Origin of the sequence: Psychrobacter sp. AOP22-C1-C5, assembly GCF_052378885.1 — a bacterium.
GTDB lineage: Bacteria > Pseudomonadota > Gammaproteobacteria > Pseudomonadales > Moraxellaceae > Psychrobacter.
On record NZ_JBQSYC010000011.1, the window covers coordinates 1 to 13,584 of the forward strand.

Annotated in this window: 11 protein-coding genes; 7 read left to right on the plus strand and 4 right to left on the minus strand. The window is 42.3% G+C overall.

The genetic code is table 11. From position 1 onward, the window contains the following. Positions 1–318: 318 nt before the first annotated feature. The 5 genes from ACT3TH_RS11965 to ACT3TH_RS11985 all read left to right on the plus strand — a co-directional run bounded on the left by ACT3TH_RS11965 (position 319) and on the right by ACT3TH_RS11985 (position 5,127). Positions 319–1,377: a TRAP transporter substrate-binding protein gene (locus ACT3TH_RS11965; RefSeq protein WP_444756060.1), complete on the plus strand. Its 1,059-nt coding sequence runs from the start codon at positions 319–321 to the stop codon at positions 1,375–1,377. A gap of 17 nt (positions 1,378–1,394) precedes the next feature. Then, positions 1,395–1,922, plus strand: a complete 528-nt coding sequence (locus ACT3TH_RS11970) for a TRAP transporter small permease (protein ID WP_444756061.1) — start codon at positions 1,395–1,397, stop codon at positions 1,920–1,922. Further along, complete coding sequence (locus ACT3TH_RS11975) at positions 1,919–3,208, plus strand: TRAP transporter large permease (protein WP_444756062.1); 1,290 nt, start codon at positions 1,919–1,921, stop codon at positions 3,206–3,208. Before ACT3TH_RS11970 ends, ACT3TH_RS11975 begins: the two co-directional genes overlap by 4 nt. 221 nt (positions 3,209–3,429) lie before the next feature. Next, positions 3,430–4,482, plus strand: coding sequence for a 5'-nucleotidase (locus tag ACT3TH_RS11980; protein ID WP_444756063.1), 1,053 nt, complete (start codon positions 3,430–3,432; stop codon positions 4,480–4,482). A 39-nt stretch (positions 4,483–4,521) separates the two neighbouring features. Next, positions 4,522–5,127, plus strand: a complete 606-nt coding sequence (locus tag ACT3TH_RS11985; RefSeq protein ID WP_444756064.1) for a rhomboid family intramembrane serine protease — start codon at positions 4,522–4,524, stop codon at positions 5,125–5,127. A gap of 84 nt (positions 5,128–5,211) precedes the next feature. Here the strand turns inward: ACT3TH_RS11985 and ACT3TH_RS11990 are convergent, their stop codons facing one another. The 3 genes from ACT3TH_RS11990 to ACT3TH_RS12000 form a co-directional block, all read right to left on the minus strand. Then, a complete protein-coding gene (locus tag ACT3TH_RS11990; protein WP_444756065.1) occupies positions 5,212–5,751 on the minus strand; it encodes a hypothetical protein in 540 nt (179 codons plus the stop codon). Between the two features lie 171 nt (positions 5,752–5,922). Continuing rightward, positions 5,923–7,791, minus strand: a complete 1,869-nt coding sequence (locus ACT3TH_RS11995; protein ID WP_444756066.1) for a sodium:solute symporter family protein — start codon at positions 7,789–7,791, stop codon at positions 5,923–5,925. 4 nt (positions 7,792–7,795) lie between these two features. After that, on the minus strand, positions 7,796–8,056 hold the full coding sequence (locus ACT3TH_RS12000) for a DUF4212 domain-containing protein (RefSeq protein WP_444756067.1): 261 nt from the start codon (positions 8,054–8,056) through the stop codon (positions 7,796–7,798). Between the two features lie 887 nt (positions 8,057–8,943). Here ACT3TH_RS12000 and ACT3TH_RS12005 point away from each other — a divergent pair. After that, a complete protein-coding gene (locus ACT3TH_RS12005) occupies positions 8,944–10,440 on the plus strand; it encodes an alanine/glycine:cation symporter family protein (RefSeq protein ID WP_444756068.1) in 1,497 nt (498 codons plus the stop codon). 102 nt (positions 10,441–10,542) lie between these two features. Here the strand turns inward: ACT3TH_RS12005 and ACT3TH_RS12010 are convergent, their stop codons facing one another. After that, positions 10,543–12,399 (minus strand): 4Fe-4S dicluster domain-containing protein, encoded by a 1,857-nt coding sequence (locus tag ACT3TH_RS12010; RefSeq protein WP_444756069.1) that lies wholly within the window; start codon positions 12,397–12,399, stop codon positions 10,543–10,545. Positions 12,400–12,804: 405 nt separating this feature from the next. Here ACT3TH_RS12010 and ACT3TH_RS12015 point away from each other — a divergent pair, with 405 nt between their 5' ends. Then, positions 12,805–13,539 carry a DUF1285 domain-containing protein gene (locus tag ACT3TH_RS12015; protein WP_444756070.1) on the plus strand — a complete coding sequence of 245 codons (735 nt, stop codon included), beginning with the start codon at positions 12,805–12,807 and terminating at the stop codon, positions 13,537–13,539. Positions 13,540–13,584 lie beyond the last annotated feature (45 nt).

Genomic DNA, 13,584 nt, shown 5'->3' on the forward strand with positions numbered 1-13,584 from the left:
AATACTCCTGCCTCCCTAGAAAAAGACACCGCAACACGGCTTTGCTCTTACCCCCTCTTGACCAATCCCTACTCTCTTTGCCTACAAGCGTTGGATGGCGGGGGGTTACTTATGCGTTTCATTCTCTAAGCATTATACTTATCTGTTTTATTAAAATGATTTGACTTATATCATTTTAGCTGATAATTTTAGACAACGTTCTTATCTTAGTTCATAGCAAGGAAGTTATGACTGATTAGATAAATTAGTATTTTATTGCTTTAAATTACTAAATATAAGCGTTATACCTACTTTTATAATTATCAAAAGGAATTGATAATGAAACTAGCTCCTCTCTTTTCAATTGGTGCATTGGCAGCTATTAGCCTTTTAGGCTGTTCCAATCAATCTGGTGATACTACGGATGGTTCATCATCAACCTCGAAAGACACCACTGTTTTGCGTTTTTCTCATTTTTGGCCAGCAACTTCTTCTATCAGTACAGAAGTCTTTGAACCTTGGGCCAAACAAGTAGAAACAGATTCTAATGGACGTCTAAAAATAGAGCTGTATCCTTCAGCAGGTCTTGCTAAAGCAGATGTTACTTATGAGTCTACTGCGAAAGGTACGATAGATATCGGTTCACAAGCCCATGGCTATACCAATGGCCGCTTCCCTTTAACTCAAATCACTGAGCTTCCTGGTTTATCAAATTCAGCCACTCAAATGGGCTGCATGTTACAAACTCTTTATGATGATGGCACGCTATCTAGTGAGTATGAGGACACGCATTTGCTGTTCATGTATGGCGCTGGGCCAGGTTCCCTTCATACCACCGATAAATTGATTCGAACGCCTGAAGATATGAAAGGTATGCGTATTCGTCGTCCTTCTGCTGTCGCTGGGGATATTATTGAAAGTGCAGGTGCATCGCCTGTCGGACTGCCTGCCAATGACATGTATACCTCTTTACAGCGCGGTGTCGTTGATGGGCTGAGTTTCCCTTGGGAAGCAGTAACAGCGTTTAAGATTGACGAGATCACAAAGTATCATACCAATATCCCTTTCTATAGCTCCGCGCTTATGGTCACGATGAATAAGGATAAGTACGACAGCTTGCCTGACGATCTAAAACAGGTGTTAGATAAAAATTCAGGCATGGCACTTGCCAATAAGGTAGGTGAAGTATTTGATAAGCATGACCAAATGGCCATACAAGCTGCCAAAGACAAAGGCGATGAAATTATCGAAATCCCTGATCCGCTTAACGATCCCAATTGGAAAGGACCACTCGAAAAAGGCACTAATAAATATTTAAGTGATGTCAAGGCTTTGGGTTTAGATGCAGATGGTGTCTATGAAAAAGCGAAAGCCGCCAGCGTAGCCTGTAAGGTATAGCCTATAGGAGGTGTCAAATGGCATTATTAATCAAAATTAGCACGCTTATTTCTAGGTTATGCCAATTTTTTGGTGGTATTAGTCTCATTATTATTGTTTTAGCGACCATGTTGGATGTGACAGCTCGTTATATATTCAAGCTCACTGGTGGTGAGTTTGGATTTACGGTCAAAGGTAGCGTAGAGATTGTTTCTTACTTTATGTTATTTGCTTTGCTTGCTGCCTTTGCCGCTTTCGTAGAGCGCTCACAAATCATTGTTGATATTTTTACTCAAAAAATGCCTCAGGCCATCAAAGGCTATATGATGGGCGCCTTTATGCTTGGCTTTTTCGTCATTGGAATTGTTTTTTCGTGGGGTCTCTATGAGAGTGCTATCGACGCCGTAGAATACGGTAAAGTCACTCAAGACCTTAGAATCTCAATGATGCCTATCTATGCATTTAGTGCGTTTTTAAGTCTCTTACTCGCCATTCGCTCGCTGATCGAATCCATTAATATCTTCAAAACAGGCGAGTTCTTTGATGCCGAGGAGACAGGCGCATGAGTCCAGAAATTATTGGTGGCATTGGCTTAATTGTAATGATCTTACTCGTCGTCTTGCGAGTGCCAGTCGCACTTGCGATGTTGGGTGTGGGTCTCGTGGGTTTTGGTGCGGTAACTGCGCCAAGTGGTGCACTGCAAATGCTCAAAGACATCCCAGTAGATGTGTTGGCAAAATATGACTTTAGTGCCATTCCGTTATTCATCTTAATGGGTGTCTTTGCGACCCATTCGGGTATGGCAGGCAAATTATTTGATGCCACTCGAACCATATTTGGCGGAGTAAGAGGTAGCCTCGGTATTGCCGGTATTGGGTCTTCTGGTATCTTTGCTTCTATTTCAGGCTCCTCTTTAGCGACTGCTTCAACAATGACAAAAGTTGCACTACCTCAAATGGAGAAGTACGGTTATCAGCCAGGTTTTGCTTGCGGGATTTTGGCGGCTGGTGGCACGTTAGGTATCATGATTCCGCCGAGTATTGCTTTGCTGGTCTACGCTATTTTAACTCAGCAATCCGTTGGGGATATGTTTATCGCAGGTTTTTTGCCCGGTATCTTGGGCATGGTGATGTATTCTATTACGGTTATGATTATGGTGCGCTGGAAGCCGCATTTAGCGCGTCGCGGTGAGTCAACGACTTGGAAAGCAAAGCTGTTTTCATTGACAGGTCTAATACCATTTAGCTTTATTTTCATCATTATTATTGCTGGTATTTTCTTCGGTTTATTTACGCCAACAGAAGGTGCAGCAGTGGGTGCTTTTGTATCATGGGCTTATGCTTTTGCCAAAGGCATGCGTATAAAAGGTCTAAAGCAATCATTAATTGAAACGCTCGCATTATCAGCAGTTGTTTTTTTTATGTTACTAGGCGCAGAAGCGTTGGGCTACTTTATCTCAGTATCTCGTCTGTCTTATACGATGGCGACTTGGATTGGCACTTTGTCAGTGAGTCCCATGGTTGTATTGATCTGTATTTTGATCATGTACTTTTTGCTTGGGTTGTTTATGGATGCCTTGGCAATGCTGGTCATTACCATTCCAGTGGTTTATCCCATTATTGTGGCTTTAGGATTCGATCCCGTTTGGTTCGGTATCATTGCCGTCTTGACGGTAGAGCTTGGCCTGATTACGCCGCCTATGGGTATGAACATCTTTGTGATTAAAGCGATGGCGCCTCATATTAAGCTGTCTGATATGTTCCGCGGGGTTGCACCCTTTATTTTCTCTGACATCATCCGACTGGTAATTTTGGTGGCTTTCCCAGCGATATCATTGGTTTTGTTAACCTAGGTGTTACTCAAGCATAATATTGATTAAAACAGTTTAATAAAGACAACTGCTGGTTTTATGATAATCCTACCTTTTAAGCCATATTGTTGTCACAACGATATGGCTTTTTTACTGATAGAGTATGTTGCACGGCGATAACTTTTCTTATCATTCTAAAGGCTTACGAATGTAGTAAACTGACTGATATTTCCGTATTTATCATTTTATAAGTAGAGAGATTCATGGCAGTTGATTTTAGTAACACGCTAATAGTCGCAATTTCTGCAACTGCACTTTTCGATTTGACGGAGTCTGAGAGCTATTTACTACAGCTATTAGAACAGCGACCTACAAGCGCGATAAAAGAGTTTCGCGACTATATGACTGAACGTGAGAATGACCCTTTAGTTACTGGCGCTGGCTACCCACTTATTAAGGCATTGTTAAATCTGAATAACTATTGTCATGATGAGGGCTTGCAAGATTCAGAAGTTGAAGCGCCATTAGTGGAAGTAGTGATTGTCTCAAAAAGCAGTCCAGATACTGGTATTCAAGTACTCAATGCTATCCTTGAGCATGGACTGACGATTTCACGATCAGCGTTTATTTCGGGTAGCCCTATTGCTCCTTATATTAAAGACTTCAATGTTGATCTGTTCTTGACCACCAATCGAGAGGATGCACAGCAGGTCGCAGATGCCAATATTTGTGCTTGTGCAATTTTAGACGCGACGCCTGTCAATACTTATGAGTTAGATACCAATCAGTTGCGTATTGCTTTTGACGGGGATGCAGTACTATTTGATGATTCAGGCGAGTTGCTTTATAAACAAAAAGGTTTGCGTGCTTTCCATGATCGTGAAATACAGATGCGTGATTTACCGATTGAAAAAGGTCCTTATGCCGAACTACTGATTAAATTATCAGGCTTACAGGAGCGTTTGCCAGTGGGTCTTAAATATTCTCCTATCAAGATTGCGCTGGTTACTGCTCGTAATGCACCTGCCGATTTACGGGCGATTAAAACGCTAAGAGAGTGGGGCGTCAATGTCGATATGGCGTTTTTCTTGGGTGGTCTAGACAAAACGGCGGTGCTAAAAACGTTTGCACCCCATATCTTTTTTGATGATTCGATCAAGCATATCGATGCGGCGCGTAATTTTATTCCTACGGCGTTGGTGCCTTATCATTCGACCTCATTGTTACATGGTGACAGTTATTTGACGGCCAATGAAGACGTGACATTGTTGGCTTTCAAACCGGTAGAGCGTCCACTTTTTGCAGTGCGTCATTAAAGAGATCTAAAAAATCACATTAAATCGATAGGGCATTATATGAAGTGGCAGCAATTGCTCAACTTGGTCATGGTACGAATAAAGCAAGTTATTGGTTTATATGCTTTTGTACTCATACCAATGTGGGGCATGTTTTTTTTAAATGAAGTAGTGCTGTTTGGTATGTGGAATATCTTCGGTATCGTTCCGCGTGCCTTTGATGTGGGTAGTATGGTAGGGGTGTTTGCATCATGGACGATGCATGGTAACTTTTCACACCTGCTTGGTAATACATTGACATTATTACAAATTCTGTTTTTGTTTGGGTTGTTTGAAAAAAATGCCTATCGTACCGTGCTCAAACTGATTGTCGCATCTGGATTGGTCACTTGGATTATTGGTTCCCCATCTTCTATTCATATCGGGGCGTCAGGACTGTGTTTTGCTATGCTCGGTTATATGATTGGCGGGGCAATATTTGCGCGTCGTTGGGGCTATCTACTCGCTTGTATTATCATGGGCACTGGTTATTGGCTCACTATCAAGCAAGGGTTGATGCCGCAACAAGGTATCTCATTTGCGGCGCATTTCGGTGGTTTATGTGCAGGTCTACTGTTAGGCGCTAACTCAAAACACACTTATTCTTCAGTTTCCAAGCGTTATTAAAGGCAAAGCATATAAAGGCGACTGAACTGTTTTTACCATGGTTGTATATGATAGTGCTACCTTTGAACTTATAACAAGGTCGCTCTACCCATTGCAAACGCTGGTGAATAACGGATCATCTATTGCCAAATCTCGCCACGCTGTTGTCTGTTTTACGTGTTCATCAAGTGTCAGTGTGCTGTCTTTTTCAGGTAAGATGTAATCGGCACGCGCAGGCGCGCTACAGTCTATGACTTGCGGGACTTTTTGTACACTTCTACGTCTTTCAAACAGATACAAATTGACCAGATGTATGTCTGGGTTGTCTACCTGTACGCTCGCATTGCCAATATCAGCAGCGATAAAACGTAGGATTTGCGGTTTGACGTAAGTCCACGGACGAAACCATTCGGTACTCTCAGCTGTTTTCACAACTTGCACGCCCTCTGGTAATTCATCCACTTGCTGTTCATACCAATGATATTCTTGGTGGATTTGAAACCCAAAAATACCCATAGCAGCGAATAAGGGGAGCAGCCATCTTGGCGTACGTTTGCCTGCCAGTTTACTGAGGTGAGTTATGATCAGTGCCAGCCCAGCCATACCAAATGCCGCAGCTATGGTAGCGATAAACTCAAAAAGCATAAAATCTTCCTTAATTTGATAAGCACTTTCAATTGGGTGCTTTTATTAAGCGTATGTAGTAAAGCAGAAGCCTAAAAATTTTATATAATTATAGGATAAAAAAATCACTCACAAGCATCGACTGCCTGTGAGTGATATATATTAACTGAAAATATATCCTCAGTCGTGCGCTTAGTGGTCGACTGCACCGCCAGCGCCACGTGGAGAGCGGACACTTTCAACCAGCTCTTGGATATGTAATGGTGGTGCTTTAGTGGCGTAAGATACAGCGAATGCCACGATAAAGTTAAGTAGTGCACCAACTGCGCCAAATGACAATGGCGAGATACCAAACAACCAATACTCTTCTGTATCAGGGAAGTTTGCTGTACCACTAATAAAGAACCAGCCTTTGAAGATAAAGATATAAACCAAAATTGCAACCAAACCTGTCAGCATACCAGCGATGGCACCAACATTATTGATACGTTTAGAGAAAATACCCATCATCAACACAGGGAAGAGGGTGGAACCTGCGATACCGAATGCCAATGCCACCACCTGTGCCGCAAAACCTGGTGGGTTAATACCAAGCCAAGTGGCAACGACGATCGCCACACCCATGGTGATACGTGCTACTTGTAGTTCACCTTTGTCACTGATGTTCGGGTTTAGGTTACGCTTAATCAAATCATGACTGATCGCTGATGAGATAGCCAATAGTAGACCCGCAGCTGTTGAGAGTGCTGCTGCCAAACCACCTGCTGCAATCAGACCGATAACCCATGGTGGAAGCTGAGCGATTTCTGGATTGGCCAATACTAAGATATCAGCGTTAACGTCTAGCTCATTGCCCGCCCATCCTGCATTAGCAAAGCGACCATCGATTTCTAGATCATGAGCAGTACGAGCCTGTTCGACGGCAGCAGTGGCTGCTGCAACATCGCCACCTTGAGTTTCTGCTGTATTAAGTGCTATCTGAGCCGCACCAAGTCCACTATCATTGTACAACTGAACACGACCATCATTATTTAGATCGTTATACTTAATAAGACCAGTAGCTTCCCATGTTCTCATCCAATCTGGACGTTGATCATAGTTGATGGCCTCTGCTTCAACACCTTGTGGATAGATAGTATCAATCAGGTTCAAACGTGCCATAGCACCAACTGCAGGCGCTGTGAAGTATAATAACGAGATAAATACCAACGTCCAACCAGCGGTCCAACGTGCATCCGCCACTTTAGGTACAGTGAAAAAGCGAATAATCACGTGTGGCAAGCCTGCTGTACCAATCATAAGCGATAAGGTAAATAGCACCATATTAAGCTTGTTTGGCACATCAGCAGTATATGCTGTAAACCCTAGGTCAGTTACAACCTGATCAAGCTTAGCCAGTAAAGGCATACCAGATTCTGTATGGGTTGAAAATAAACCAAGACCTGGGATTGGGTTGCCAGTTAGCTCAAGTGAGATAAATACGGCAGGAATGGTATAAGCAATCATTAGAACGACATACTGAGCAACCTGTGTATAAGTAATACCTTTCATACCGCCAAGTACGGCATAAAAGAAAACAACGACAGCAGCAATCAGTAGACCTGTGGTATTACTTACTTCTAAGAAGCGCGAGAAAGCAACGCCTGCGCCTGTCATCTGACCGATAACATAAGTGGTTGACGCGATAATCAAACACACCACCGCAATCATAGCAGCAGTCTTAGAGTAAAAACGGTCCCCAATAAAATCAGGAACCGTGAATTTACCAAATTTACGTAAATATGGTGCTAGGAGCATCGCTAGAAGTACATAACCCCCAGTCCAACCCATCAGGTATGTTGATGCACCATAGCCACCAGCAGCGAGGATACCTGCCATTGAGATAAATGACGCAGCACTCATCCAGTCAGCGGCTGTTGCCATACCATTGACGACGGGATGTACACCGCCCCCTGCCACATAGAACTCGCTGGTCGAACCAGCTCGCGCCCAGATTGCGATACCGAAGTATAGAGCGAAGGACAGACCAACAAAAATAATATTAATTACAAATTGACTCATAGCGTTATTCCTCGTCTACACCATATTGTTTATCTAACTTATTCATACGCCACGCGTAAAAGAAGATTAAGATGATGAATACCACAATAGAACCTTGCTGAGCGAACCAAAAGCCCAGATCAGTACCGCCAATTCTAATGCCTGTTAACAGAGGACGTAATAAAATTCCAAAACCATAAGAACATAGGGCCCATACGAATAGGCTACCTAGTATGAGACGGATATTGGCACGCCAATATCCGGATGAATCGTTGTGGTTTTCCATAGAGCAACTCCTTTTGTCTTACCTAAAATATTATTGTTGGTCTCATCCTGATACCTTGTGATAGTTTTGCATTAGTCGATCACAGCAACAGTCGATCTGTAAAAAATTCGCTGAATAGAGGGCTAGTGTCGAATGTGTCAAAATCAATAATGCAAACAACATAAGATACGACAAATTCTGCAACTATCTTTTATCGTGCAACTTGTTGAAAAAATAGAAACATACTGTCTTATAAAATGAGAATTATAAACAATGAGATTTATAGTACGTAATAGCATGTATAATTGCTAAAAATAATTTACCTGAAAATAATGACTAAACTATTAAGTATTGCTTTGGGCACTTTAATTAATATCATTATATGAAAAAATAAAGTGTAGCGAGGAAGAAAGAGGAGGTAGGACAGTCCGCTGTCTTTTACATAATCTCGTCTTCCTGACAAGCGCTTAATTTTTTTAACGTTTTAACCAGTTATAGCAATGACTGAATTTGCATAAATGCTCATTAAATCAGTTTAACAATATTAAATAAAGGTCACTATAAATGATTATTTATAGTTCTCAATCAATATCATAAAAATTAGTACGGTAGAAACCAGACTAACCGTTAACGCTACTGAAACAGTATGGCAACGGTCTCATTTGGCATGCTAAATTGTTACCCAATAGATTCTATAGGATATCAAGTGTAAATAACATTTATTTTATAAATAATCGTTATAGGTTAATTAGTAAATGTGATATCGCAAACAGCTGAATATCTATAGAATGCGTAGGAAATTTCGAAATCAAACATTGTAGATAGAATTATTTAATGTTTGAATTCATTAAGAAAGATAGCGGTACGATATACAAATAAGCTATATAAAGTATAAATGAGGAGTTCGTATGAACGAAGGGATAGCAGGTTGGTTCAACAATATCGTAAATTATGGTGTTAGTATTATTTGGGGTAACAATGATTGGTTGATTGCTAGTAATCCTTGGTATGGACTATTGATGTTCGTACTGATTGGGGCTGGTCTTTATTTTACCATTGCTACACGTTTTATTCAGTTTCGTCATTTTGGCCATATGTGGCAACTATTGCGTGTTTCAAACCAAGGTCGTAAAGATGGTGGCATCAGCTCATTTGAAGCACTGATGACGTCATTGGCAGCGCGCGTTGGTACAGGTAACTTAGCAGGTGTCGCGATTGCGATCTACCTTGGTGGCCCAGGTGCTGTATTCTGGATGTGGATGACTGCAATTGTTGGTATGTCGACCAGTTTTATTGAATCAACCTTAGCGCAAGCCTATAAAGTACCGCACAACGATAATGTATACCGCGGTGGACCTGCTTATTATATTGAAAAAGGTCTGGGCATGCGCTGGCTGGCGGTATTTTTCTCGCTATGTTTGCTGGTTGCTTTTGGTCTGGCATTCAACGGTGTACAGTCAAATACGATTGCTCAGGCTACCAATGAAGCTTTTGGTATTCCAACGTGGATGACAGGGTTAGTATTGGTAGCACTGGTTGCCCCAGTGGTATTCGGTGGCTTACGTTCAGTCGCTCGTATTGCAGGTAAGGTCGTACCTGTCATGGCGATTTTATATATATTGTTGGCCCTATTTATTATTGTCACTAACTTTAGTCAATTCCCAGCTGCAATTGTGTTGATTGTAAAATCAGCCTTTGGTTTCGAACAAGCAGCGGGCGGTGTGATTGGTTATGGTATTGCTCAAGCGATGATCAACGGTATCAAACGTGGTTTATTTTCGAACGAAGCAGGTATGGGTTCAGCACCAAATGCCGCTGCCACGGCAAAAAGCCATCCTGATCATCCTGCCGTGCAAGGGTTCATGCAAATGCTGGGCGTTTTCATAGATACTCTGGTTATCTGTACAGCAACAGCGTCAATCATCATATTGTCAGGCGTAGTTGACCCAAGTGTCGAGCAAGAAGGGATTCAGCTGACTCAGTTGGCCTTATCGCAGTACGTTGGTGACTATGGCGTTATATTCGTTGCCATTGCTATTTTCTTCTTCTCATTCACCTCTATCATTGCCAACTACAGTTATGGCGAGTCGAATCTTGAATTTATCTCTGGTGCCAAAAATGCCAAAGTTATGATCATGATATTCCGCTTCATGGTACTCGGTATGGTATTTGTGGGTGCGATTGCCAGCTTACCAGCAATCTGGAACTTCGCTGACTTATCAATGGGATTGATGGCCTTGGTCAACTTATTTGCTATTTTACTACTCTCGCCAGTGGCACTGAGAATACTGCGTGATTATGAGCGTCAGGTAAAAGAGGGCAAAACAGGTGAGCAAATTAAATTTGACCCCAATAATTTTGTGAAGCTAAGAGATGAAGCCAACCGTGATGCTTGGACAGACTAATCTTAGTTATTAAAGGTATGAGTACAAAAAACCGCCCTTGAAGGGCGGTTTTTTATTAGCTTGGTATTAACTTATTAAAGCGATAGTCATTCCAACCATGGCTTACATGTTTGGATAATTAGGACCGCCGCCACCTTCTGGCGTCACCCAAGTAATGTTCTGCGAGGGATCTTTGATATCACAAGTTTTACAATGCACACAGTTTTGCGCATTGATCACAAACTTAGCCCCTTCCGCATCTTTTACGACTTCATATACGCCAGCTGGGCAGTATAAACGTGCAGGCTCAGCATACAACGGTAAATTAATTGAAATAGGTACGGTTGGATCGGTCAGTTTTAAGTGCGTTGGCTGATCTTCAACGTGGTTGGTATTGGAGATGAAAACCGATGACAGTTTGTCAAATACCAATTTGCCATCGGGCTTTAGGTAAGTTGGCTTGTAAGCATGATTGGCACGCTCTAACTGGTCGTAATCTGGGGTATTGTCATGTATCGTAAAAGGTATCTTACCTTTTAGTAGGTTGTGCTCGATAAAAATAAACGCGCCACCCATGAATTGACCCATACGATGCATCGCAGGTGAGAAGTTACGGGATTCGTAGTTGTCTTGATAGAGCCATGATTCTTTATACATAGTGCTATAAGCAACAACTTCGTCATGTTGACGACCTGCTTGCAATGCTTCAAAGATAGCTTCGGCAGCGAGCATACCTGACTTCATCGAGGTATGGGTTCCTTTGATTTTGGCTGGGTTCAAGAATCCAGCTTCATCACCGACCAATACACCCCCTGGGAAAGTGAATTTTGGTAGTGAGTTCAAACCACCCTTAGTCAAGGCGCGCGCACCATAAGAAATACGTTTACCGCCTTCTAACACATTTTTGATAACTGGATGCGTCTTCAAGCGTTGTAGCTCATCAAAAGGTGACATGTATGGGTTGTGATAAGACAAATCAGCAACTAGTCCAAAGCTTACTTGGTTATTTTCATCAAAGTATAACCACCAGCCTCCCGTTGAGCCAGTTTCAGTCAATGGCCAGCCAAGACCATGCATGATGACGCCTTGCTCGTGTTTTTCTGGCACAACTTCCCACAGCTCTTTTAAACCGATACCGTAATGCTGAGGATCTGAGTCTTTGTCAAGACCAAAGCGGCTGATCAAGCGTTTGCCTAGATGACCACGGCTGCCTTCGGCAAAAACTGTATATTTGGCAAGAAGCTCATAACCAGGCTCAAAGCTTGGCTTGGTTTCGCCATTGGCAGCCACACCCATGTCACCAGTTAGTATGCCGCGTACTGAGCCGTCATCATTATATAAAATGTCATCCGCAGGGAAACCTGGGAACATCATAACCTCAAGCTCTTCTGCTTGTACCGCTAACCAGCGAACCACATTACCTAGTGACACAATATAATTGCCATTATTGTGCATCGGTGCTGGAATCAAAGCGTCAGGCACTTTAGTCGAGCGTGTGGCTGAGTTTAAGTAATAGAAGCGATCTTCTTTTGCTGGCACGTTCAGCGGTGCGCCTTTTTCTTTCCAGTCTGGTATCAGCTCATTTAACGCACGTGGCTCGATCACCGCACCTGATAACGTATGAGCGCCAAATTCAGAGCCTTTTTCGACTACGCAAACCATAAACTCATCGTTGCCAGCTTCGATAGCGAGTTGACGCAGACGGATAGCAGTAGAGAGGCCGGCGGGGCCGCCGCCAACGACGATGACGTCAAACTCCATTGACTCACGTTCAATCTCAGGTTCGGCAGCAGGCTCTACTTCGTCTATAGCAGCGGCTTTAGTCGTCTGTTCTTCTACAGCGACCTCTTCAACGGTTGCTGCTTTTGTCAGTTCTGTTTGCTCTGCTGTCTCTAAATGTGCCGTCTCTGTCGCTACTGATGTGTCAGTATTCACAGTGTCACCATCAATGACTGGCTTTTGATTGTCTTGCTCTTGCATACCTACTCCTAAACTTTTAGTGGCTTATCTCAGGGCATCATTAGCTTAACACTTGAATAATAGACTTGCGGCGCTAACTTTACTCAGACATATGGCTGCCCGATAAAACGGTCTTAATAGCATTCTTCAACCACATTGCTACGCGGACCAATTCATCTAAGGATATCAATACATAACGTAAAATGTGTCGTTAATACAACACCCATTTGACCATGGCAATAAAAAACCGTTACTCATTATAAAAGAAAAATCCTACAAACACGACACGCATTTATGAGTATCGATGTTAAGGTAAGCTTGAAATAATAAGGGCGTTAGAACGATTTTATCTCATCATACGCGAAACTAAAATTTATAGTCATAATAGATTTGCCAAACTTTGAATACTAAGTAAAGGATTACATCATGAATAACGACGCAAGTAATACCACTGAAAATAATGAGGCTATGACCAAGGCCACGAATGACAAGCTGTCCACTCTAAATAACATCGACGCACTTAGCGAGTATCTAAAAGCCGAGGCAGGAGAGCGTACTGGACGAGCGATACCACCATTAGAGAAATGGGATCCTAAAAGCGTGATTGACATGGATCTGGTGATAAAGGCAAATGGCGAATGGCGGCACGAAGGCAGTAAAGTGACTCGTGAGTCATTGGTTAGCTTATTTGCTTCAATTTTATGGAAAGAAGAAGATAATGGTATTACTGAATACTTCTTAAAGACACCTGTACAAAAAATCCGTATCCAAGTGGAAGATGCGCCATTACTAATAAATGATGTTGGTATCGTCAATGAAGGTAATGAAAGTTGGTTGGAATTTACCACGACAACTGGTGATGTAGTACGGCTCGATGATGAGCATTTAATCACACTAGAGGCGTATCATTCTAAAAGCAGCGATAGCAGTACGATAGACAAGGTAAGCACTGCCGATAGTAATGAAAATAATCAGGAAGTTGCAGATGATGCGTCGATACGTCCTTACATGACTGTAAGAAATAGTTTGACTGCGCTTATCGGTCGTAATACTTTTTATCATTTAACCGAAATTGGTGAATTGACAGAAGAACATGGTGATACGATTTTGACCTTACAGAGTGGGGGTAAGTCCTACCAGCTTTCGATGCCAACCAATTGAGAATATAACTAGTGAGAAACCATTGGTCAGAATTGAGCTTCCTAT